Below are 22,222 nucleotides of genomic sequence, written 5' to 3' on the forward strand. Positions count from 1 at the left end.
CGGTCCAGGCAGGCCCGCGCAGGCCTGAGGATTAAGTTCGCGTCCGGAAACTTGTTTTCAAACCCACAGTCCTACCCCAGCCGTGAAAACCTCGCCGACCTGCTGCGGCGGGTTTTCCAGCTGATCGGCGCCAGGCCTGGCGCTAAAGCAATCCCCTCTCTTGAGCCGCTCGCCCCATGCGCCACCCTGTTCGCTCTTGCCGTTTCGTTTCGCTGTGCCTGCTTACCTTGCTTCCCTTCTTCACCTGCCCGGCCCATGCCCGCGGCGAAAGACAACTGGTGGACGCCATCAACGACTTCCGTAGCCAGTCCCGCCGCTGCGAATGGCGCACGGTGCGCGCCACGCAGCCACTGGTGCTGCGTCCGAGCCTGGGCTTGCCGATCGGCTTTCGCGGCGGCCTGCGGGACACCTTGAAAGACGCCGGCTATCAAGCCCGGGCCGTACGCAGCATCCGCCTGACCGATGCACGGGATGCCGAAGAGGCCTTCGACATGCTGGCCGACGAGCATTGCGCAGCGCTGCTGGACAACCAGTACGCCGACATCGGCGTCAATCGGGTCGGTGATGAATGGCGCGTGGTGCTGGCCCAACCCCTGGGCGGCACGCGGGTCAGCGACGTGGGCTCGGCGGATAAAACGCTGCTGGCCCAGGTCAACGCCGCCAGGGCCAAGCCACGGATGTGCGGGCGCCAGCGCTTCGCGGCGGCGCGCCCGCTGAGCTGGAACACCGCGCTGGGAACGGCCGCCCAAGGCCACAGCCGGTCCATGGCTCGTGACAATTATTTTGCCCATCGTGACCCGGACGGCCGTTCCACCTCCGATCGGGCCAAGAGCGCCGGTTTTCGCGGACGCAAATTGGGCGAGAACATTGCCGCCGGCCAACGCTCGCCGAGCCAGGCCCTGCACGATTGGCTCGCCAGCCCCGGACACTGCGCCAACCTGATGAACCCGATGTTCACCCAGATGGGCGCAGCGTCCGCCAGCGATTCACACAGCGATGCAGGGGTGTACTGGACGATGGTGCTTGGCGCGCCCTGAAAAACCATCCCCGGTGCCGAGCCATCGGCGGGTGTGGCAAATCTGCCCATGCTCACGCCGGCCGACGCACCGCCCTTACCTTGCCACTGCCCCCGCCGCCACAGAAAAACCGATCGGCCCCGTCGGACTCCAACCCCGACACACCGATCCCTGGCGGCATCGTCACGCTTTCCAGCACTTGCGCCGTCTGCGGATCGATACGCCGCAGGTCACTCTCGTCGTTTTCCCAGGTGCCATGCCACAGCTCGCCATCGACCCAGGTCACGCCGGTGACGAAGCGGTTGGATTCGATGGTGCGCAGGATCCTTCCATCGGCGGGATCGATCTGCAGGATCTTGCGCGCTTTGTACTGACCGACCCAGAGCGATCCTTCGGCCCACGCCAGGCCTGAATCGTCCCCACTGTTGGGGGCTGGGATCGTCGCCAAGACCTGGCCGGTACGCGGGTCGATCTTGCGGATGCTATCGTCGGCAATCTGGTACAGATGCTCACCGTCGAATGCCGTGCCCGCATTCGCCGGGACATCGAGCGAATGCACAGTCTGGCCGCTGGCGGGATCGAGTGCATGCAGTTTATCGCCTGAAGCGAACCAGACGCGCTCGCCGTCATGGCTCACACCGTGCACGCAGTCGACACCCGGGAATGGGCCGTATTCTCGCAGGATCTGTGCTTCTGAACGTTTCATCTCACTCGCCTCATCGGTGGGGTGTGACGGCATCCTAATCCTCGGGCGGCAGCGCGGTGAGTAACAATACCGTCGCGAATCCAGGCATCGGTGGCGCCATCCAGCGCCGGGCCCTGGCGCGCCCGAACGACTGCGCCTGACCGGCGGCGGCCAATGTTTCCAAAGCCCGCTGCACGCTGCGCTGGCTGATGTCCAGGGCCAGCGCCAGGGCCGAGCTGGACCAGGCTTCGCCGTCGGCCAGCAACGCCAGCACCGCCCCGTAGGGTTCTTCGACGGGGCGCGCGAGCAGCACGACCTCATCGGCCTGCCGCGGCACCAGGGTGAAACCGCGCGCGGTAGCCTTCACCTCCGCCAACGGGCGCAGCATCGCGCGCAAGCGGCCCATCTCGACCCGCAGCCGGGCACGATGGGACTCATCCGTCAGCTTCAAGCCAAAGGCCTGGGCCATGAGCGCTTCCCTCGACACATCGCCGGGCCAGGCGTGCGCCAGCCCTCGCGCTAGGGCGAACAATACCGGGCGTCGGGCCAGGTTGACCTGAATACCGGCGCCACTGACCCCATAGCGGCACGCGTCCACCACCAGCGCCGTGCCGGCCAACAGGGCTTGCACCTCTTCCAGCACAAGCAAGCGCTCTTCGCCTCGGGCAATCAGGCGGGCGGCGGGCGTGCGCAAGAGGTGCCAGGCGCTTTCGATTTCGGCGGTCAGCGCGCCGATTCCCGCTTGCCGCGCGGCGTGCCCGGCCCGTTCGAGGGCGGCGCAGGCGGTCTGCGTTTGCAGGCGTCGCATGGCGATCCCCGCGGCCACTAACTCGCAAGCCGCCCGTGATGCCAAGGGCAGGCAGGCAAGATCCAGATCGACGAGTTTGAGCTCGGCCTCATCGAGTCGGCCGATCAACAGCAAGCGGCGGATTTCGATCGTGTGGGCATGCGCGACGTTCGCCCGGTCGCCGTGGGTTTCGAGCACCGTCCGCGCCGCGTCGAGACGTTTCATCGGCCAAGCCAGATCACGGGACGCCAGGGCGATTTCGCCTTCGGCGATTACACAGCGCGCTCGTGCCACCGCCTCCTTCGGCCCGAAGGCCGCGGCCGCCCGGCGCATCAAGGCCTTGGCCTTAGCCAGATCGCCCAACTGGGCCATGGCGATACCGCGAAGCGCGAAGGCCTGGGCATCGTTGCGCAGGGCAATGCGATTGAGCGCGGCCAGCGGGTCCCCCGCTGCCAATGCTCGCGCTGCCGTGGTGATCTCGTCATCCATGAACAATGACCTCTGTGGCGAGGGGGTTTATCCCCCCTGGACTGTGCAGCAGGCCCAAAGGCTCGGTGTGCGATCTGCCTGACATCCGGGAGCCCACTCCAGGGGCCGCTTCGCAGCCCAACGGGGATGAATCCCCTCGCCACAAAAGCGCTTGCCACAACCCCATGTTTTATCCTGTTGGATAGTGCGCAACTGCACAGCCGTGGCGAGGGAGCTTGATTCCGCTGGACTGTGCGGCAGGCCCAAAAGGCTTAGTGTGCGATCTGCCTGACACCCAGTCGTTGCCCAGCGGGAGCAAGCTCTCAGACCAAGCCGTGAATATCGACTACAGGCGGATGTCAGCAGCCGGCACTACATCGATCCGCGACACCGCACTGCTCAGCCGCCCCAGCCGATTGTTATGGTTGGCGATGATCTGCTCGGCCGCCATGCTGCCGTTGTCCACGGTGGAGTGAGCGTCAGCCGCCAGGACCACGTCGTACCCCAGGGCATGGGCCTGGCGCACGGTGGCATTGATGCAATAGTCGGTTTGCAGCCCGCAGATCACCAGGCGGTCGATGCCTCGGGCCTGCAACAACGGTTGCAGGTCGGTCTGGTAGAAGGCATCGGGGGTGGTCTTGCGCACCCGCAGGTCATCGGCTGCGGTCAACAGGTCGTCGGCCAGTTGCCAGGCGGCAGAACCATACGTCAGCGTACCTTCCAGCTCTTCGTGCTGGATCAGGATCACCGTCAAGCCGAGGGCCCGGGTTTTGGCTGCCAAGTCGTTGATGGTCCGGAGGATGCGCTGGCTGTCGAAACATTCCTCTTCGCCACTGCACAGCGCGTTCTGGACATCGATGATCAGCAATGCGGTGTTCATGACCTTCCCTCTTCAAACAATATCGGAGCCGCGCGATGACTCAATACCCCAGCGACAACCCAGTGTTGCGACGGGGGTCGTTGGCGCCATAGAAGCGGTTCTTGCCCACCGGCTTGCCACCCAATGACGGCGCACCGACCAGGATCGCGGCAATGTGGTTGGGGTCCTGCGGGCCGGCAAACTTGTGCCCCCAGCTCTCCAGCAGCTTGCGGGTATCCGGGCTGGCCGCGAACGTCTCCAGGTTGGTTTCCTCCGGCATCCACTGCTGGTGGAAACGCGGTGCGTCGACAGCCTCCTGGAGGTTCATGCCGTAGTCGATCACATTGAGGATAGTCAACAACGTCGCGGTGATGATCCGGCTGCCGCCCGGGGTGCCCACCACCATGACCGTCTTGCCGTCCTTGGTGACAATGGTCGGGCTCATGGAGGACAGCGGCGCCTTGCCCGGCGCGATGGCGTTGGCCTCGCCCTGCACCAGGCCATACATGTTGGGCACGCCCACCTTAGCGGTGAAGTCGTCCATTTCATCGTTGAGGATCACCCCGGTATTGCTCGCCATGACACCGGCACCAAACCAGTCGTTCAGGGTGTAGGTGACCGAGACGGCGTTGCCCCACTTGTCGACAATGGAGTAATGGGTGGTGTTGCTGCCCTCGTGGGGCGCCACGCCGGGCTTGATCTTCTGCGAGTCGCCGGCCTTTTGCGGTTCGATCGCGGCCCGCAGCTTGGCGGCGTAGTTTTTATCCAGCAGATGGTCGATGGGGTTGTTCACGAAGTCCGGGTCACCCAGGTAACTGTTGCGGTCCACGTAGGCGTGGCGCATGGCTTCGATCTGGTAGTGCATGCCCTGGGCCGAATGGAACCCCAGGTCCTTCATCGGATAACCGTCGAGGATGTTCATGATCTGGCACAGCACCACCCCGCCGGAACTGGGCGGCGGCGCCGAGATGATGTGGTAGCCGCGGTAGTCGCACTCCACCGGGGCCAGTTCGCGGGTCTTGTACTTGTCCAGGTCGGTCTGGGTGATGATGCCTTTGTTGGCCTGGCTGGAGGTGACCAGCGCATCGGCGACCCAGCCCTTGTAGAAGCCGTCGGCGCCCTTGGCGGAGATTTCCCGCAGGGTCTTGGCGAGGTCTTTTTGCACCAGCTTCTGGCCGACCTGCATGGGCTCGCCGTCGTGCAGGAAAATCGCCCCGGAGTCGCGCATGTCCTTCTTGAACACATCGGTGGCAGTTTCCAGCAGATCGACATCGCCCTGCTCCAGGGTGAAGCCTTCCTCGGCGAACTTGATGGCCGGGGCGATCAGTTCCGCCCGGGGTTTGCTGCCGTACTTGCTCAACGCCAACTCCATGCCGGACACGGTGCCGGGTACGCCTACCGCCAGGTGCCCACGGGTGCTGAGCTCGGGCACGACGTTGCCGTCCTTGTCCAGGTACATGTCCGCCGTGGCGGCCAAGGGCGCTTTTTCGCGGAAGTCCAGGAACGTCTTGCGGCCATCGGCCATTTGCAGGGTCATGAACCCACCCCCGCCCAGGTTGCCCGCCGCCGGATACACCACCGCCAGGGCATACCCCACCGCCACCGCCGCATCCACGGCATTGCCGCCGCTCTTGAGCACGTCGACACCCACGTGGGTCGCCAGGTGCTGGGCGGTGACCACCATGCCGTTCTCGGCGGCCACCGGTGCCTGAGAGGCGGCCTGGGCATACAAACAGCTGAGGGTCAGGGATGTGGCAATGAGGGTTCGGGCTAGGGATTCGAACGTCATGAGTCGGCCTCTTCTTGTTTTAAAAAGTCGGGGATCGCATCAAGCAACTAGCTAGTATGGCCCGGTTTGCGTAATGCGCCTGTTTCCAAGTCGACCGGGTGACGCCACGGTAGCCTTTGGGATAGGCTCCTGCGGTTAATCCTGACTGAATAAGGACATTGCCGATGACGCTACGAATCGAACGCACGGACGCTCCCACCGACGAAGAACGCCAAGCCATCCTCGCCCCGCTGCGCGCCTATAACACGGCCAAGACCGGCGGGACGGTGCCTGAACTGGTGGCCTGGCTGGTGCGGGATGAACACGACGAAATTGTCGGGGGGCTCTATGGCCGAGTGTTTTTCCGCTGGCTGTATATCGAGCTGCTGGTGGTGCCGGAACAGGCCCGAGGCCAGGGCACCGGCTCGACCCTGATGCAGATGGCCGAAGCACTGGCCCGGGAGAAAAACTGCGTGGGCATCTGGCTGGACACCTTCGACTTCCAGGCGCCGGAGTTCTACCGCAGGCACGGCTTCACGGAAATCGGCCAGATCGACGACTACCCACCGGGCCACCAGCACTTCTTCTTCCAGAAACGCCTGACGCCCTCTGACTAAAAACCAGCCTCTGTGGGAGCGAGCTTGCTCGCGATAGCCATCCAACAGCCAACATTTCTATCGCCTGGCCCACCGCCATCGCGAGCAAGCTCGCTCCCACAAGGGCGCCGGATTCACCGCCAATCCTCTTTGGGAGCGAGCCTGCTCACGATCGGTCTATCTGCTTAAAGACACGTCGCCAACGCCGCCAACCGGCGCTTGGCCACGAAGTCGTCATGCCTGGCGTAATAACTCAATTCGGTGCCCGTCGCACCGGTTTGCAAATCGACAAACGATTCAGCGGAGCGGGTGTAGACCGTCGAGCCACCCTTCTTGCCCGGTTGCAGGTAGGCGCCGGCATCGACGCCGAACACCGCTTCGTCCTGCCAGGAAAACTGTACGCACTGGGCCACGACTTGTTCGGGTTTGTCCGAGGTCAGGGTCTTGTAAGGGGCCTGGGTCCGGGCCTCGTTCATCGCAGAACCCGCGCAGCCGGCCAGCAAGGTGGCGGCCAGGGCCACGGTCAACATTCGCATTGCGTTCACTCATCGAGAAAAAAACGGACTGTAGCACTGCGACCCCAGCCATCGTGCTGCTTTACTGAAATTTACCCGCGACATCGGCCGACGATTCGCGCAACCTGTCGCGCCACTGCCATCAGCCACGCGGAACACCCCATGACCCCCAACGCCGAATTCTACAAACCCACCACCGAATACGCCGACAAACTGATCAGCCAGATCGGCCAGACACCGTCCTGGATCGCCAAGCGAATCGGTGTCACCGACAAACGGATTCGCTACATCCTCGACGGCGAACGTACCGTCAAGGGCGAAACCACGCCGATCCAGATGACCTATACCGAACAATTCGCTCTCGAATGCCTGGCGGCTGCGGCCAAGGCCAGCAAGAAGCAGTCTGCATCCCCCAAGGAGTGACCATGGCGGCCACCGAACAGCAACACGAACGAGCCCTGGAAAAATTCCTCGATGAGCGCCCCGAGTTGCGCGTCGAGTTGGACCACCTCAACCCGCTGCTGGCCCAGGCCAAGGGCGAGACCGCCGCACAGTACCGCGCCGAGCGGTTGCATGAAGCCTTCGAAGCCGAGGCCGAGCGCCTGGGCCTGTTTGCCTGGGAACTGACCCTGCAACTGACCGCCGCCTCACCCCAGGACTACCAGGCCCAGCGCCTGGAAGTGCACAAGGAAGTGGCGGAGATGGCGGGAATGGCGTGGGCGGAGTATTGCGAGTTGCATGGCCTCAAGCAGTAACTCGAACGGATTGAATACCACCTGTGGCGAGGGGATTTATCCCCGCTGGGCTGCGAAGCGGCCCCTCTTTCAGCCACCGTGGCCTGTCTGATACACCGCGTTGGCGGATCGAGGGGCTGCTTCGCAGCCCAATCGGGGATAAATCCCCTCGCCACAAGATGAATCCCTTCACCACAAAGCATTCAAAGCCTGCCCCTTTGAGTTGAATCCCCTGGCAATCGCCCCACCGCCCATAAAGCTTTATCATGGCCGCAGTTTTGCTGATCGGGTCTGTCATGAAGTTCGCCATTGCGCTGTTTTCCGCCGCCCATGCGCCCTCCTCGCGCCGTGCCTTGCTGTTTGCCCAGGCGGCGCTGGCGGGCGGGCATGAGATCGTGCGGCTGTTTTTCTATCAGGACGGCGTCTATAACGCCTGCGCCAGTGTCGTCACGCCCCAGGACGAACAGGACCTGCCCCAGCAGTGGCGAACCTTTGTCAGCGACAACCGGCTCGACGGCGTGGTCTGCATCGCGGCGGCGTTGCGCCGTGGGGTGTTGAACGAGGAAGAGGCCCAGCGCTACCAGCGTTCGGCGGCCAGTGTCGAGGCGCCTTGGGCCTTGTCCGGGCTGGGCCAGTTGCACGATGCAATCCAGGACGCCGACCGCTTGATCTGTTTTGGAGGCGCGTGATGGCCAAGTCTTTATTGCTCATCAGCCGCCAGGCCCCCTGGTCCGGCCCCGGCGCCCGTGAAGCGCTGGACATCGTCCTCGCCGGCGGGGCGTTCGACCTGCCCATCGGCCTGCTGTTTCTCGATGACGGCGTGTTCCAGCTCACCGCCGGCCAAAACGCCAAGGCGGTCCAGCAAAAGGACCTGAGCGCCAACCTGCAGGCGTTGCCGATGTTCGGCGTCGAGGACCTGTTCCTCTGTGCCGACAGCGCCGCCGAACGAGGTATCGCCACCGATACCCTGGCGCTGGGCGACGTGAAAGCACTGACCGCGCCGCAAATCGCCGCGCTCATTGACCGTTACGACCAGGTGATCACCCTCTGATGTCGACTTTGCATGTGTTGTCTCATTCGCCCTTCGGCGATAACCGCCTCGCCAGTTGCCTGCGGGTCCTGGGCAATCAGGATGCGCTGCTGCTGTGCGGCGACGCGACGTACGCGTTGCAACCGGGCAGCCCACCGTTTGAAGTGCTGCAGGCCGCCGGCGTGAACCTGTTCGTGCTCGCCGAAGACCTCCAGGCCCGCGCCCTGGACACGCCAGACTGGGCCGAAGCCATCAACTACCCGGGTTTCGTCGAGCTGTCGATCGAGCACGACAAGGTCAACACCTGGCTATGAAGACGCTGAACGTGGGCGACCGCGCCATCGCGCTGGACAAGGACGGCTACCTGGCCGACCTGGACGACTGGTCGGCCGAGGTCGCGACGGCCCTGGCAACCGCCGAAGACATCGAGCTGGGTCCCGAACACTGGGAGATCCTCGAACTGCTGCGCGGCTTCTATAACGAATTCCAGCTCTCCCCCGCGACCCGGCCGCTGATCAAGTACACGGCGCTGAAACTGGGGGCGGACAAAGGCAACAGCCTGCACCTGAACCGATTGTTCAAAGGCACTCCCGCCAAACTCGCCGCCAAGCTGGCGGGCCTGCCCAAACCGACGAATTGCTTATGACCGACTTTCCAGCCTTGACCCTTGAGACCCCGGCCGAACACCCGTTCGCCCAGTTCGTGCGTATCCTTGGCAAAGGCAAGCGCGGCGCCCGCAACCTGACCCGCGAAGAAGCCCGCGAGGCCATGGGCCTGGTGCTCGACGAAAAGGTCGAGGACACCCAGCTTGGCGCCTTCCTGATGTTGCTGCGACACAAGGAAGAAAGCGCCGAGGAAATGGCCGGCTTCACCGAAGCCCTGCGTGAACGCCTGGTGGTTCCGACGTTGGCGGTGGACCTCGACTGGCCGACCTACGCCGGCAAGAAGCGCCATTTGCCGTGGTACCTGCTGGCGGCCAAGTGCCTTGGGCAGAACGGCGTGCGGATCTTCATGCACGGCGGCGGCGCTCATACGGCCGGTCGGCTCTACACCGAACAATTGCTGGGTTTGTTGCAGATCCCGCTGTGCCGGGACTGGCAGCAGGTCGCCAGCGCGCTGGACAACGGCGGCCTGGCCTTCATGCCGCTGGTGGACTGGGCGCCGCAAATGCAGCGGATGATCGACCTGCGCAACACCCTGGGCCTGCGCTCGCCGATCCACTCCCTGGCACGCATTCTCAACCCGCTGTCCGCCCGGTGCGGCTTGCAAAGCATTTTCCACCCGGGCTACCAAGCCGTGCACCGCGATGCCAGCGGCTTGCTCGGTGACACCGCCATCGTGATCAAGGGCGACGGCGGCGAGATCGAGATCAACCCGGACGCCGACAGTCACCTGTACGGCACCACCGGTGGCGCCAGTTGGGACGAAGAATGGCCACGGCTGGCCGAGCAGCGCCACGTCAAACCCGAGAGCCTCGACCCCGAGCACTTGAAGGCGATCTGGCGCGGTGACGTCGAGGACAGCTACCCGCAACTGGCGCTGATCGCCACCATGGCATTGGCCCTGCGTGGCCTGGGCCATACCCGCGAAGAAGCGTTCGACAAGGCCCGGCAGTATTGGGATGCTCGGGACCGTTCGATTTAACCGATCATTAAGGCCCAACCTTTGCGCTTTTAGTTCGAACCTATGGGAATAGACTCGTCTCCAATGATTATTGAGCGAGGAGATCCAGATGGGTTTGTTGGTCGAGGGCCGCTGGCAGGACCAGTGGTATGAAAGCAAGGACGGCACCTTCCAGCGCGAGCAGGCGCAGCGCCGTCACTGGGTCACCGCCGACGGCAACGCAGGCCCTTCGGGTCAGAGCGGCTTTGCCGCCGAGGCCGGGCGCTATCATTTGTATGTATCCCTGGCCTGCCCCTGGGCTCACCGCACGCTGATCTTTCGCAAGCTCAAGGGCCTGGAAGACTTGATCGATGTCTCGGTCGTCAGCTACCTGATGCTGGAAAACGGCTGGACCTTCGACAAGGCCCACGGCTCGACAGGTGACAAACTCGATCATCTGCAATTCCTTCATCAGCGCTACACCGCCGACACGCCGGACTACACCGGCCGCGTCACCGTGCCAGTCCTGTGGGACAAGCAGCAACAGCGCATCGTCAACAACGAATCGGCGGAAATCATCCGCATGTTCAACAGCGCCTTCGACGACTTGACCGGCAACGACCTGGACCTGTATCCAGAACACCTGCGCCGCGACATCGACGCGTTGAACGAGCGCATTTACCCGGCGGTGAACAATGGCGTCTACCGTGCCGGATTCGCCACGACCCAAGCGGCGTACGAAGAAGCCTTCGACCGGCTATTCGCCGAACTGGATTGGCTGGAAGCGTTACTGGCAACCCGCCGTTACCTGGCGGGCGAATACCTGACCGAGGCCGATATCCGCCTGTTCACCACGATCATCCGCTTCGACGCGGTGTACTTCGGCCATTTCAAATGCAACCTGCGGCGCATCGCCGATTATCCGAACCTGTCGAACTGGCTGCGGGAGTTGTACCAGTGGCCAGGCATTGCCGAGACCGTGGATTTCACCCACATCCAGGGCCATTACTACGGCAGCCACAAGACCATCAACCCCAACGGGATCGTGCCCAAGGGGCCGAAGCAGGACTTTACGGTCGCCCATGATCGGGACAGGTTGAGTGGGAAAGGGATTTGGCGTGGGGCTGGTGCTTGATCCTGGATTCTGGATCTCGCTGTATTTGAGGGCCTCATCGCGAGCAAGCTCGCTCCCACAGTGGGCCATGTTTGAATACAGTCCAATGTGGGAGCGAGCTTGCTCGCGATCGGGGCGACTCGGTCTTCCTAGACCTGCCCTTGAGCCCCTTCGAACCAAGCCAGTTTCTCGCGCAACTGCACCACTTCCCCCACGATCACCAGCGTCGGCGCATGCACCTCATGCTCGGCCACCAGCCGCGGCAAATCCGCCAAAGTACCGGTAAAAACCCGCTGGTTCGACGTGGTGCCCTGCTGGATCAACGCCGCCGGCGTATCCGCCGCACGACCGTGCTTGATCAGCTCGTCGCAGATCACTGGCAGCCCCACCAATCCCATGTAGAACACCAGGGTCTGAGCCGGCGATACCAGGTCCGCCCAAGGCAAGTCGCTGGTGCCATCCTTGAGATGGCCGGTGATGAAGCGCACCGACTGGGCGTAGTCGCGATGGGTCAGCGGGATCCCGGCGTAGGCTGCGCAACCGCTGGCCGCGGTGATGCCCGGAACGACCTGGAACGGGATGCCATGGGCCGCCAGTTCTTCGATCTCCTCGCCGCCACGGCCGAAGATGAACGGATCGCCGCCCTTCAACCGCACCACACGCTTGCCCTGGCGGGCCAGGTCCACCAATTGCTGGTTGATCTGGTCCTGAGGGACCGCGTGCTCGGAGCGGCGCTTGCCGACGTAGACCCGCTCGGCGTCGCGTCGGCACAGTTCGAGAATCGCAGGGGCCACCAGGCGGTCGTACAACACCACGTCCGCCTGCTGCATCAGGCGCAAGGCGCGGAAGGTCAACAGGTCCGGATCGCCCGGCCCGGCACCTACCAGATAGACTTCGCCCGGCGCGTTCGGCGCCTGGCCGTCGATCTTTTCCCGCAACAAACGCTCGGCTTCCCCGCCCTGCCCGGCCAGTTGGCGGTCGGCGATGGGGCCTTGGAACACCTCTTCCCAGAACGCCCGGCGCTGCTGGACATCGGGAAACAGTTGCTTGACCTGATGGCGGAAGCGCGCCGCCAGCCCCGCCAGTTGTCCATAGGTCGACGGAATCCAGGTTTCCAGCTTGGCCCGGATCAACCTCGCCAGCACGGGCGCATCCCCCCCGCTGGAGACCGCGATCACCAAGGGTGAACGGTCGACAATCGCAGGGAAGATCACGCTGCACAGCGCTGGCGCGTCCACCACGTTGACCGGCACGCAACGCTTATGGGCGTCGGCCGAGACCTGGGCATTGAGCGGTTCGTCGTCGGTGGCGGCAATGATGAGCCCACAACCGTCCAGATCCGTCTCAAGGTATCCACGCTGGACACACTCGCCGCCGCTGCCACTGACCAGTTCCCGCAACTGCGGTTCGATGTCGGGTGCGACCACCCGCAGCAACGCGCCGGCATCGGCCAGCAGGCGAGACTTGCGCAAGGCAATCTCCCCGCCGCCGACCACCAGCACGCGGCTGCCGCGCAGGTTGTGGAACAGTGGCAAGTAATTCATTTAGCCGATGACCTCGATGCCGCCCATATAGGGTTTCAACACTTCAGGCACACGGATCGAACCGTCGGCCTGCTGGTAGTTTTCCAGCACCGCCACCAAGGTACGACCCACCGCCAGGCCGGAGCCGTTGAGGGTGTGGACCAGTTCCGGCTTGCCGGTTTCCGGGTTGCGGAAGCGCGCCTGCATGCGGCGGGCCTGGAAATCGCCACAGTTGGAGCACGACGAAATCTCGCGGTACTTGTCCTGGCTCGGGATCCAGACTTCCAGGTCATAGGTCTTGACCGCGCTGAAGCCCATGTCGCCGGTGCACAGCGCCAGGGTGCGATACGGCAGTTCCAGCAGTTGCAGGACCTTCTCGGCGTTGGCGGTCAGGCTTTCCAGCGCGTCCATGGACTTCGAAGGCTCGACGACCTGCACCATCTCGACCTTGTCGAACTGGTGTTGGCGGATCATGCCTCGGGTATCGCGACCCGACGCCCCGGCTTCACTGCGGAAACACGGCGTGTGGGCAACGAACTTGATCGGCAGTTGCTTGGCGTCGACGATCTCGCCGGCCACGATGTTGGTCAGGGACACTTCCGCGGTCGGGATCAGGTAGAGGTCGGCCTCGCCGTCGCGGCTGATCTTGAACAGGTCTTCCTCGAATTTCGGCAACTGGCCAGTGCCTTGCAGGGCCGGGGCCTGGACCAGGTACGGCGTGTAGGCTTCTTCGTAGCCATGCTCGGTCACGTGCAGGTTGATCATGAACTGCGCCAGGGCCCGGTGCAGACGGGCAATCGGCCCGCGCAGCAGGGCAAAACGGGCGCCCGACAGCTTGGCGGCGGTTTCGAAGTCCAGCCAGCCGAACTTCTCGCCCAGGGCCACGTGGTCCTGTACCGGGAAATCAAAGGCTTTCGGCGTGCCCCAACGGCGCACTTCGACGTTGCCGTCTTCGTCCTCACCGACCGGCACCGACTCATGGGGCAGGTTCGGGATGCCCAGCAGGATCGAATCCAGCTCGGTCTGGATCGCGTCCAGAGCGATCTTGCCGTTGTTGAGTTCACTGCCCATGTTCTCGACACTGGCCATCAACGGAGCAATATCCTCACCGCGCTGCTTGGCCTGGCCGATGCTCTTGGAAATGGCATTGCGCTCGGCCTGGAGCTTCTCGGTGGTCGTCTGGACGGTCTTGCGCTGTTCTTCCAGCGCTTCGATGCGCGCGACATCCAGGGCAAAGCCACGGGAAGCCAGGCGGTCCGCTACGTCCTGGAGGTTGCTACGTAACAGTTTGGAATCGAGCATGTCGGTCTCTCGTTATCAAAGTTTGGTCAGGGACAGGCCGGCCCATGTGGCGAGCAGCCCGCCGAATACGCTGATGGCCGCATAGCCCAGGGCCAGCGGCACCTGCCCGCTTTCCAGCAGGCGCACCGTATCCAGTGAAAAGGATGAAAAAGTCGTCAGGCCGCCGAGAAAGCCAACCATCAACCCGGCCCGTACCTCGATGGGCACTTCCGGGCGAATCAAGAACAGACCGTATAGAACGCCGATCAGCAGACAGCCCACGATATTAACGGCCAGCGTCGCGGTATAGAAGTGCCGGGGCCAATTTGCGTTGATCCAGTTGCCCGTGGCAAAACGCAACAACGTGCCGGCGGCGCCGCCAGCAGAAACAGCCAGTATCAAGGGGATCAAGGTTTTCTCCGCTGCCGTGGGCTCAGGCGATCCAGTTGCGCCAGGTGATTGAGCTTCTCGCCGATCTTCAGCTCAAGGCCCCGGGGCACCGGCTGGTAGAAGCGCTGGGGTTCGAGTTCATCGGGAAAATAATCTTCGCCGGCGGCATAGGCGTCCGGCTCATCGTGGGCATAACGGTATTCTTCGCCATAGCCCAGTTGTTTCATGAGCTTGGTCGGTGCGTTGCGCAGGTGCAGCGGCACTTCGAGGGAACCGTGCTCGGTAGCGCTGCGCATCGCCGCCTTGAAGCCCATGTACACGGCGTTGCTCTTCGGTGCACAGGCCAGGTAGGTGATGGCCTGCGCCACGGCGAGTTCGCCTTCCGGGCTGCCGAGGCGCTCCTGCACGTCCCAGGCCGCCAGGCACAGGCTCAGGGCCCGCGGGTCGGCATTGCCGATGTCTTCGCTGGCCATGCGCACGACGCGCCGCGCCAGGTACAGCGGATCGCAACCGCCGTCGATCATGCGCGCAAACCAGTACAAGGCTGCGTCAGGATTGGAGCCGCGTATGGATTTGTGCAACGCCGAAATCTGGTCGTAGAACGCCTCGCCGCCCTTGTCGAAGCGGCGCCGGGTATCGCCCAGCAGGCTTTGCAGCAGTTCGACGCCGATCTCGCTGTCGTCTTCGGCCAGGTCCGAGGCGTTTTCCAGCAGGTTGAGCAAGCGCCGGCCGTCGCCATCGGCGGCTGCCAACAGGATCTGGAAACCTTCATCGCCGAGGCTCAAATGCCGTTTGCCCAGGCCGCGCTCTTCCGTCAGGGCCCGATGCACCAGCTTGCGCATCGCCGTTTCGTCGAGGCTCTTGAGCACATAGACCCGCGCCCGCGACAGCAAGGCGTTGTTGAGTTCGAACGAAGGGTTTTCGGTGGTCGCACCGATGAAAATCAGCGTGCCGTCTTCGACGTAGGGCAGGAATGCATCTTGCTGGGACTTGTTGAACCGGTGCACTTCGTCGACGAACAGGATCGTGCGCTTGCCGTACTGCCCAGCCTGCTGCTTGGCCACTTCCACCGCCTGGCGGATTTCCTTGACCCCGGCCAGCACCGCCGACACCGTTTCGAAATGAGCGTCCGAGACCTCCGCCAGCAATCGCGCCAGGGTGGTCTTGCCCACGCCCGGCGGGCCCCAGAAGATCATCGAGTGCAACGCGCCCTGCTCCAGGGCCTCGCGCAGAGGCTTGCCGCGGGCGAGCACATGCTCCTGGCCGACGTACTCATCCAGGTTGGTCGCGCGCAGGCGGGCGGCCAATGGCTGGGCAATCGGGGCGCTTCGAAACAGGTCCATGATTACTACAAAACCTCCGCTGGGTCCTGTTGCCGATCAGTTAAACAATTGAACACCACACTCCATTGTGGGAGCGGGGTTATTCCTGGATCACATCCGCACCCTTGGGGATGTCGAACTTGAACTTGGATGCGGCGATCGGCTCGTTGGCCTTGACCCCGGTGAACAGGATATTGGTGCGTTGGCCGACGCTGTCGATCAGTTGCATATCGTTGACCAGGCCATTGCGGAACGACAGGCGCAGGCTATCGAACAGGCTGTCCTTGGTCTTGGGCTTGAGGGTGAAGTCAATCACGCCCCCGGCCTCCTTGGAGGTGATCTCGAAGCTCTGGCTGATCTCGGAGATGTCGCCGGAGAGCAACAGCGCCGGCGTCTGGGTCAGGCGCTGGTCGAGGGTCTTGATGGTGACCTGTTCCAGGTCCGGGTCCCACAGGGAGACTTTCTTGCCGTCGGACACCATCAGTTGTTCGGCTGGCGCATCGGTGTGCCAATAGAACAGGCCCGGACGCTGCAGGGCCATCTCGCCAGCGGTTTCCTGCAACTGGGTGCCGCTGCCATCAAGGGTCAGTTGCGAGAATCGTGCCGTCAGGGTCTGGGAGCCCCCCAGCAATTGGGTCAGGCGGGCCACGTCCTTCTCGCCGGCATGGGCCGACAAGGTAGACAAAGCCAGTACGGGCAACAGCAACATGCGAATCAGGCGCATGGGAGTCCTCATGAAGTCGTGGGGGGCGGGCGGCGCTTCAGCAGGCCGCCCGGGTCGTTAGTCGCGCATCGGGCCCGGCGCCAGTACTTCGCGCGAACCGTTGGTGTTCATGGCCGTCACCACCCCGGCCATTTCCATGGCTTCGATCATGCGGGCGGCGCGGTTGTAGCCAATCTTCAGCTTGCGCTGTACGGCGGAAATCGAGGCCCGACGGCTTTCCAGGACGAACTGCACCGCTTCGTCATAGAGCGCATCGGTTTCCGCGTCGTCCTCACCGCCGCCGCCACTGCTGCCTTCGAAGCCGCTGCCGGCTTCTTCGACACCGTTGAGGATGTCATCGTTGTATTCAGGGGCGCCACGCAACTTCCAGGCTTCCACCACGCGGTGCACTTCGTCGTCGGAGACGAACGCACCATGAACACGGATCGGCAGGCTGGTGCCCGGCGGCATGTAGAGCATGTCGCCATGGCCCAGCAGTTGTTCGGCGCCACCCTGGTCGATGATGGTCCGCGAGTCGATCTTGCTCGACACCTGGAACGCCATGCGGGTCGGAATGTTGGCCTTGATCAGGCCGGTGATCACGTCCACCGATGGCCGCTGCGTGGCAAGGATCAGGTGGATACCCGCCGCACGGGCCTTCTGGGCGATACGGGCGATCAGTTCTTCGACCTTCTTGCCGACGATCATCATCATGTCGGCGAATTCGTCCACCACCACCACGATGGTCGGCAGCTTGTGCAGCAGTGGCGCTTCGTCGTGGATGCTCTCGCGGTGATACAACGGGTCGCTCAATGGCGTACCGGCCTCTTCGGCTTCCTTGACCTTGGCGTTGAAGCCCGAGAGGTTACGCACCCCCATCTTCGCCATCAGTTTGTAGCGGCGCTCCATCTCGGCCACGCTCCAGCGCAAGGCGTTGGCGGCGTCCTTCATGTCGGTGACCACCGGGCACAGCAAGTGCGGAATGCCCTCGTAGATCGACAATTCGAGCATTTTCGGGTCGATCATGATCAGCTTGGCGTCTTCCGGGCCGGACTTGAACAGAATCGACAGGATCATCGCGTTCACCCCCACCGACTTACCGGAGCCGGTGGTACCGGCCACCAGCAGGTGGGGCATCTTCGCCAGGTCGGTGATGACCGGTTTGCCGCCGATGTCGTGGCCCAGGGCCAGGGTGACCGGCGACTTGTGGTTGTCATACTCAGGCGTCGACAGCACTTCGGAGAAACGCACGATCTGCCGGTCTTCGTTGGGAATCTCGATACCCACGGTGGTCTTGCCGGGAATCACTTCCACCACCCGCACGCTGGTCACGGCCAGGGAGCGCGCCAGGTCCTTGGCGAGGTTGGCGATGCGGCTGACCTTCACGCCGGCGGCCGGCTGGATTTCGTAGCGGGTAATGACCGGGCCCGGGTGGATCGAGTCCACCGAGACCTCGACGCCGAACTCCTTGAGCTTGATCTCCAGCAAATGGCCGACGGCCGCCAGGGATTCGGGGGAATAGTTGAGTTGTTTCTTTTCCGCCGGGTCCAGGATCGAGATCGGCGGCAAGGTGCCTTCCACCGCGCTGTCGACGAACAGCGGCGCCTGCTTCTCTTTCTGCACGCGCTTGCTGGGCTCCGGCGGCTTGGCCGGGGCCATGGTGATGACCGGCGGCACCTGCTTCTCGCGCTCGGACATGTGCTTGCTCAACGCCTGCTCACGCTCGATCAGGCGCTCCTTGACCTTGGCCTGCTCGCGCTTGTCCGGCGTTGTCGGGGCCACCACGTCATGGACGCGGTCGTCGACTTCACGCAGTTGCGCCACCAGTTGCTTGCGCTCGGTGCGCGCCGCCCACCAGCGGTTGACGGCGCCCTGGATCAATTCGATCAGGTCGAGGGTGATCTTGCCGGTGACGTCCATGACTTTGAACCAGGACAGGTCGGTGAACACCGTCAGGCCGAACAGGAACAGGGCGATGAACAACAGGGTGCTGCCCTGGATGTTCAGGGCGTTCCTGGCCAGGTCGCCGAGGCTTTCCCCCAGCGCACCGCCCGCCCCGGCCGGCAAGCCGGTGGGGGCATGGAAATGGATATGGGCCAGGGCGGCCCCGGACAGAACCAGGAACACCAGGCCGATCAGGCGCCAGGAGAACAGCCAACCGCTCCACTGCCATGGCTCGTGGCGCTGACGGAAGATCTGGTAGGCCTTGATCGCCAGCAGCAGTGGGAAAATGTAAGCGAAATAGCCCAACACCATGAACAGGATGTCGGCGCTGTAGGAGCCGGCCGGACCGCCGAAATTCTGGACGTCGTCGATCTTGCTGTTATGGCTCCAGCCCGGATCGTCCTTGCCGTAGGTCAGCAAGGCCATCATCAGGAACAGGCACAAGGCACCGATGGCGATCAATGCACCTTCCTTGAGCCGGTAGTGCAATTGCTGGCGCCAAAGCGGAACGACTGGTTTGGGTGCTGCGGTGGATTTCTTCAAAACGCTTCTTTTCCTGCGCCAACGGCGCGTCCATCTGTTGAATGACTATAAAAAACTGCCCATGACGAGCAGGTAAAAAAGTGAATGTGCACAACCGGTACTACTTTTACCACTGTGAGGTGCATCCAGAAAACTGCAAGCGTGGCCGAATTTTTTGATCTTTGGCCCATGCTGCGTTCAAAACCCAAGCATTGTACGGGTTTGTCGACACCAAGGCATTGTCCGCTCGCTGGGTACCCGCATGGCCGGAGACAGGGTGTACACGCGTCAATTGGACCATGCATTCTCTTTTGTGACAAAGGCTTATGAGGTGTTTTTTATGAGCGAAGTGAAGCATTCACGCCTGATCATTCTCGGCTCCGGCCCTGCGGGGTACAGCGCGGCGGTGTATGCCGCCCGCGCCAACCTCAAACCCGTTGTCATTACCGGCCTGCAGGCCGGTGGCCAGCTCACTACCACCGTGGAAGTCGATAACTGGCCCGGCGATGTCGAAGGCCTGACGGGCCCGGTATTGATGGAGCGCATGCAACGGCACGCCGAGCGCTTCGACACGCAGATCGTCTACGACCATGTCCACACCGCCAAGTTGCAGCAACGTCCATTCGAATTGATCGGCGACAGCGGCACCTACACTTGTGATGCACTGATCATTGCCACCGGCGCCTCGGCCCAGTACCTGGGACTGCCTTCGGAAGAGAGCTTCGCTGGCAAAGGGGTTTCCGCGTGCGCGACCTGCGATGGCTTTTTCTATCGCAACCAGGTGGTGGCGGTGGTGGGTGGCGGCAATACCGCGGTCGAGGAAGCCCTGTACCTGTCGAACATCGCCAGGGAAGTACATCTGGTCCACCGCCGCGACAAGTTGCGCGCCGAGAAAATCCTCCAGGACAAACTCTTCGAAAAAGCCGCCAGCGGCAATATCAGGCTGCACTGGAACCAGCACCTGGATGAAGTCCTGGGCGACGCCAGCGGGGTGACTGGCGCACGCCTGCGGCACAGCGAGACAGGCGCGACCAGCACCTTGTCCCTGGCCGGGGTATTCATTGCCATCGGCCACAAACCCAATACCGATCTGTTCCAAGGCCAGTTGGCAATGCGCGACGGCTACCTGCTCGTGCGCGGCGGCAGCGAAGGCAACGCCACCGCGACCGATATCGAAGGCGTATTCGCCGCTGGCGACGTGGCCGACCACGTCTATCGCCAAGCGATTACCTCCGCCGGCGCCGGCTGCATGGCCGCACTCGACGCGGAGAAGTATCTCGATGACATCCCTGCCGTTTGACAGTTAATCTTGTGGCGAGCGCACATCGGTGGCGAGGGGATTTATCCCCGCTGGGCTGCGAAGCAGCCCTAAAACCAGACAACCCGGTGGGTCAGACAAATTGAGTCGACTGCTGGGGCTGCTGTGCAGCCCAACGGGGATAAATCCCCTCGCCACAGTACATCTTCGCTCGAACCCGCCCTCCCCTTCCGCAAGCGAATGACAATGCTGACCTGGTTACAACGCAACAGCTTCGAATTTCCGCCATTGGCAAAAGCCATGCGCGACCCCAACGGTCTATTGGCCGCCGGCGGCGATCTATCCGCCGACCGGCTGATCCAGGCCTATCGCCACGGCTGCTTCCCATGGTTTTCCGAGGGGCAACCCATCCTGTGGTGGTCGCCGGACCCACGCACGGTGTTGTTTCCCGACGAACTGCACGTGTCCCGCAGCCTGGGCAAGCTGTTGCGCAAGCAGCGCTATGAAGTGACGTTCGACCGGGACTTTGCCGCGGTCATCCAGGCCTGCGCGGCGCCGCGGGAGTATGCCGAGGGCACCTGGATCACCGACGCCATGCAAACCGCTTACCTGGACCTGCACCGGCGCGGTTTCGCCCATTCGGTGGAGGTCTGGGACCAGGGGATGCTGGTGGGCGGCCTGTATGGCCTGGCCATGGGACAGCTGTTTTTTGGCGAGTCCATGTTCAGCCGGGCCGACAATGCGTCGAAATTCGGTTTCGCCATCCTGGTCCAACACCTCAAGGCCGCCGGTTTCGTGCTGATCGACTGTCAGATGCCCACCGAGCACCTGCACAGCCTGGGCGCCCGCTCGATCCCGCGCACGCAGTTCGCCGAGTATCTCAAGGCGCATCTGGACCTGCCCAACCACGCGACCTGGGTTTGCTGAGCGACATCCGCGCTCCTGGCTTACAATTAGATTTAAAGCTCATCCGAGGGTTGATCATGACCGAGTTGGCGCGTTTGAAGTTCTATGCCACTCAGCCCCACTCTTGCAGTTACCTGCCAGAGGAGCAGGCCACGACGCTGTTCCTCGATCCTAGCCAGCCCATGGATGTGCATGTCTACGCAGACCTGTCGGAAATGGGCTTTCGTCGTAGCGGCGATCACCTCTACCGGCCCCATTGCCAGCATTGCAACGCCTGTGTCCCGGCGCGCATTCCCGTGGCGCAATTTTTGCCCAATCGCCAGCAGAAACGCATTTTCAAGCGCAACGCCGACCTGCAGGTCCGCCCGGCCAAGCCGCAATTCACCGAAGAATATTTCGATCTGTACCAACGCTACATCGAACAACGCCATGCCGACGGCGACATGTACCCACCCAGCCGGGATCAGTTCTCGACCTTTCTGGTGCGCGACCTGCCGTTTTCCCGCTTCTATGAATTCCGCCTGGAGGGGCGGCTGGTCGCCATCGCCGTCACGGACCTGCTGCCCAACGGCCTTTCAGCGGTGTACACCTTTTATGAGCCGGAAGAAGAACGGCGCAGCCTGGGGCGCTTTGCCATCCTCTGGCAGATCAACGAAGCCCGACGCCTGGGACTGGAAGCGGTGTACTTGGGGTACTGGATCAAGAACTGCAAGAAAATGAACTACAAGACCCAATATCGGCCTATCGAATTGCTGATTAACCAGCGGTGGGTTGTCCTGAGTTAGCACCCTTCGGCTTAAAAGCTAGAACCCCTTGGCTTGCCCCCCCTTTTTCGGGCACAATGCACGCCGCTTTTGCCTGGCGCAGTTGCACCGGGCCATTCACTGGATACCGAGGGCTTTACTGCATGTCGAAAGAAGACAGCTTCGAAATGGAAGGCACTGTCGTCGACACCCTGCCCAACACCATGTTTCGTGTGGAGTTGGAAAATGGGCACGTCGTAACCGCGCATATCTCCGGCAAGATGCGCAAGAACTACATTCGTATTCTTACCGGTGACAAAGTGCGCGTCGAACTGACGCCCTATGACTTGAGCAAAGGGCGCATCACTTACCGCGCTCGCTAACAAGTCAATACAAGACGCCCGGCTGATGCCGGGCGTTTTTGTTTGTGGGGCAGTGCAGTAAAGCAAAAAGGCG

The 22,222-nt window shown here is 62.8% G+C and carries 25 protein-coding genes; 14 read left to right on the forward strand and 11 right to left on the reverse strand.

Translation table 11 applies throughout. From position 1 onward, the window contains the following. The first annotated feature begins 176 nt into the window (after nucleotides 1–176). Nucleotides 177–1,037 (forward strand): CAP domain-containing protein, encoded by an 861-nt coding sequence (locus ACMTA2_RS21655; protein WP_413791712.1) that lies wholly within the window; start codon nucleotides 177–179, stop codon nucleotides 1,035–1,037. 52 nt (nucleotides 1,038–1,089) lie between these two features. Here ACMTA2_RS21655 and ACMTA2_RS21660 read toward each other — a convergent pair whose 3' ends face one another. The 4 genes from ACMTA2_RS21660 to ggt form a co-directional block, all read right to left on the reverse strand. Further along, complete coding sequence (locus ACMTA2_RS21660) at nucleotides 1,090–1,722, reverse strand: Vgb family protein (RefSeq protein ID WP_413791713.1); 633 nt, start codon at nucleotides 1,720–1,722, stop codon at nucleotides 1,090–1,092. A gap of 34 nt (nucleotides 1,723–1,756) precedes the next feature. Further along, entirely contained in the window at nucleotides 1,757–2,977 is a 1,221-nt protein-coding gene (locus ACMTA2_RS21665) for a helix-turn-helix domain-containing protein (protein WP_413795700.1), read from the reverse strand. Nucleotides 2,978–3,302: 325 nt separating this feature from the next. Beyond that, nucleotides 3,303–3,836, reverse strand: coding sequence for a cysteine hydrolase family protein (locus tag ACMTA2_RS21670; protein ID WP_413791714.1), 534 nt, complete (start codon nucleotides 3,834–3,836; stop codon nucleotides 3,303–3,305). 40 nt (nucleotides 3,837–3,876) lie between these two features. Beyond that, on the reverse strand, nucleotides 3,877–5,604 hold the full coding sequence (gene ggt / locus ACMTA2_RS21675) for a gamma-glutamyltransferase (RefSeq protein ID WP_413791715.1): 1,728 nt from the start codon (nucleotides 5,602–5,604) through the stop codon (nucleotides 3,877–3,879). A 164-nt stretch (nucleotides 5,605–5,768) separates the two neighbouring features. Here ggt and ACMTA2_RS21680 point away from each other — a divergent pair, with 164 nt between their 5' ends. Next, nucleotides 5,769–6,200: a GNAT family N-acetyltransferase gene (locus ACMTA2_RS21680; RefSeq protein ID WP_063320504.1), complete on the forward strand. Its 432-nt coding sequence runs from the start codon at nucleotides 5,769–5,771 to the stop codon at nucleotides 6,198–6,200. Between the two features lie 164 nt (nucleotides 6,201–6,364). Here ACMTA2_RS21680 and ACMTA2_RS21685 read toward each other — a convergent pair whose 3' ends face one another. After that, complete coding sequence (locus ACMTA2_RS21685; protein ID WP_413791716.1) at nucleotides 6,365–6,715, reverse strand: hypothetical protein; 351 nt, start codon at nucleotides 6,713–6,715, stop codon at nucleotides 6,365–6,367. A 141-nt stretch (nucleotides 6,716–6,856) separates the two neighbouring features. Between ACMTA2_RS21685 and ACMTA2_RS21690 the strand changes: the two genes are divergently transcribed. The 8 genes from ACMTA2_RS21690 to ACMTA2_RS21725 all read left to right on the forward strand — a co-directional run bounded on the left by ACMTA2_RS21690 (nucleotide 6,857) and on the right by ACMTA2_RS21725 (nucleotide 11,195). Continuing rightward, nucleotides 6,857–7,117 carry a hypothetical protein gene (locus ACMTA2_RS21690; RefSeq protein WP_413791717.1) on the forward strand — a complete coding sequence of 87 codons (261 nt, stop codon included), beginning with the start codon at nucleotides 6,857–6,859 and terminating at the stop codon, nucleotides 7,115–7,117. Between the two features lie 2 nt (nucleotides 7,118–7,119). Further along, nucleotides 7,120–7,449: a DUF6388 family protein gene (locus ACMTA2_RS21695; RefSeq protein WP_413791718.1), complete on the forward strand. Its 330-nt coding sequence runs from the start codon at nucleotides 7,120–7,122 to the stop codon at nucleotides 7,447–7,449. Between the two features lie 275 nt (nucleotides 7,450–7,724). Next, entirely contained in the window at nucleotides 7,725–8,117 is a 393-nt protein-coding gene (gene tusD, locus ACMTA2_RS21700; protein ID WP_413795701.1) for a sulfurtransferase complex subunit TusD, read from the forward strand. Then, complete coding sequence (tusC, locus tag ACMTA2_RS21705) at nucleotides 8,117–8,479, forward strand: sulfurtransferase complex subunit TusC (RefSeq protein WP_014337699.1); 363 nt, start codon at nucleotides 8,117–8,119, stop codon at nucleotides 8,477–8,479. Before tusD ends, tusC begins: the two co-directional genes overlap by 1 nt. Further along, nucleotides 8,479–8,772: a sulfurtransferase complex subunit TusB gene (tusB, locus tag ACMTA2_RS21710; protein ID WP_413791719.1), complete on the forward strand. Its 294-nt coding sequence runs from the start codon at nucleotides 8,479–8,481 to the stop codon at nucleotides 8,770–8,772. Before tusC ends, tusB begins: the two co-directional genes overlap by 1 nt. Then, nucleotides 8,769–9,104 carry a TusE/DsrC/DsvC family sulfur relay protein gene (locus ACMTA2_RS21715; protein ID WP_003203314.1) on the forward strand — a complete coding sequence of 112 codons (336 nt, stop codon included), beginning with the start codon at nucleotides 8,769–8,771 and terminating at the stop codon, nucleotides 9,102–9,104. Before tusB ends, ACMTA2_RS21715 begins: the two co-directional genes overlap by 4 nt. After that, nucleotides 9,101–10,102: a glycosyl transferase family protein gene (locus ACMTA2_RS21720; RefSeq protein WP_413791720.1), complete on the forward strand. Its 1,002-nt coding sequence runs from the start codon at nucleotides 9,101–9,103 to the stop codon at nucleotides 10,100–10,102. Before ACMTA2_RS21715 ends, ACMTA2_RS21720 begins: the two co-directional genes overlap by 4 nt. Nucleotides 10,103–10,190: 88 nt before the next feature. Continuing rightward, nucleotides 10,191–11,195 carry a glutathione S-transferase family protein gene (locus tag ACMTA2_RS21725; protein ID WP_413791721.1) on the forward strand — a complete coding sequence of 335 codons (1,005 nt, stop codon included), beginning with the start codon at nucleotides 10,191–10,193 and terminating at the stop codon, nucleotides 11,193–11,195. Nucleotides 11,196–11,323: 128 nt separating this feature from the next. On the opposite strand, the gene cysG is transcribed toward ACMTA2_RS21725, so the two are convergent. The 6 genes from cysG to ACMTA2_RS21755 all read right to left on the reverse strand — a co-directional run bounded on the left by cysG (nucleotide 11,324) and on the right by ACMTA2_RS21755 (nucleotide 18,880). After that, nucleotides 11,324–12,718, reverse strand: coding sequence for a siroheme synthase CysG (cysG, locus tag ACMTA2_RS21730; RefSeq protein WP_413791722.1), 1,395 nt, complete (start codon nucleotides 12,716–12,718; stop codon nucleotides 11,324–11,326). Continuing rightward, complete coding sequence (gene serS, locus ACMTA2_RS21735) at nucleotides 12,719–13,999, reverse strand: serine--tRNA ligase (protein ID WP_413791723.1); 1,281 nt, start codon at nucleotides 13,997–13,999, stop codon at nucleotides 12,719–12,721. It lies immediately after the preceding gene. A 15-nt stretch (nucleotides 14,000–14,014) separates the two neighbouring features. Beyond that, complete coding sequence (crcB, locus tag ACMTA2_RS21740) at nucleotides 14,015–14,389, reverse strand: fluoride efflux transporter CrcB (RefSeq protein ID WP_413791724.1); 375 nt, start codon at nucleotides 14,387–14,389, stop codon at nucleotides 14,015–14,017. Then, nucleotides 14,386–15,711: a replication-associated recombination protein A gene (locus tag ACMTA2_RS21745; RefSeq protein WP_413791725.1), complete on the reverse strand. Its 1,326-nt coding sequence runs from the start codon at nucleotides 15,709–15,711 to the stop codon at nucleotides 14,386–14,388. The genes crcB and ACMTA2_RS21745 overlap by 4 nt, the downstream gene beginning before the upstream one ends. A gap of 79 nt (nucleotides 15,712–15,790) precedes the next feature. Beyond that, nucleotides 15,791–16,414, reverse strand: coding sequence for an outer membrane lipoprotein periplasmic chaperone LolA (gene lolA / locus ACMTA2_RS21750; RefSeq protein ID WP_413791726.1), 624 nt, complete (start codon nucleotides 16,412–16,414; stop codon nucleotides 15,791–15,793). 57 nt (nucleotides 16,415–16,471) lie between these two features. Then, the gene (locus ACMTA2_RS21755; protein WP_413791727.1) at nucleotides 16,472–18,880 is read right to left on the reverse strand and encodes a DNA translocase FtsK; all 2,409 of its coding nucleotides are present in this window, start codon (nucleotides 18,878–18,880) and stop codon (nucleotides 16,472–16,474) included. Nucleotides 18,881–19,199: 319 nt separating this feature from the next. Between ACMTA2_RS21755 and trxB the strand changes: the two genes are divergently transcribed. From trxB to infA, 4 genes are all read left to right on the forward strand, one after another. Next, nucleotides 19,200–20,159 carry a thioredoxin-disulfide reductase gene (gene trxB / locus ACMTA2_RS21760; protein WP_413791728.1) on the forward strand — a complete coding sequence of 320 codons (960 nt, stop codon included), beginning with the start codon at nucleotides 19,200–19,202 and terminating at the stop codon, nucleotides 20,157–20,159. A 204-nt stretch (nucleotides 20,160–20,363) separates the two neighbouring features. Then, nucleotides 20,364–21,044 carry a leucyl/phenylalanyl-tRNA--protein transferase gene (gene aat / locus ACMTA2_RS21765; protein ID WP_413791729.1) on the forward strand — a complete coding sequence of 227 codons (681 nt, stop codon included), beginning with the start codon at nucleotides 20,364–20,366 and terminating at the stop codon, nucleotides 21,042–21,044. A gap of 56 nt (nucleotides 21,045–21,100) precedes the next feature. Then, nucleotides 21,101–21,808, forward strand: a complete 708-nt coding sequence (locus ACMTA2_RS21770) for an arginyltransferase (protein WP_053123176.1) — start codon at nucleotides 21,101–21,103, stop codon at nucleotides 21,806–21,808. Nucleotides 21,809–21,930: 122 nt separating this feature from the next. Beyond that, a complete protein-coding gene (gene infA, locus ACMTA2_RS21775; RefSeq protein WP_002553999.1) occupies nucleotides 21,931–22,149 on the forward strand; it encodes a translation initiation factor IF-1 in 219 nt (72 codons plus the stop codon). The last annotated feature ends 73 nt before the right edge of the window (nucleotides 22,150–22,222 follow it).

The sequence above is a fragment of the Pseudomonas medicaginis genome (assembly GCF_965119365.1).
Classification (GTDB): Bacteria; Pseudomonadota; Gammaproteobacteria; order Pseudomonadales; family Pseudomonadaceae; genus Aquipseudomonas.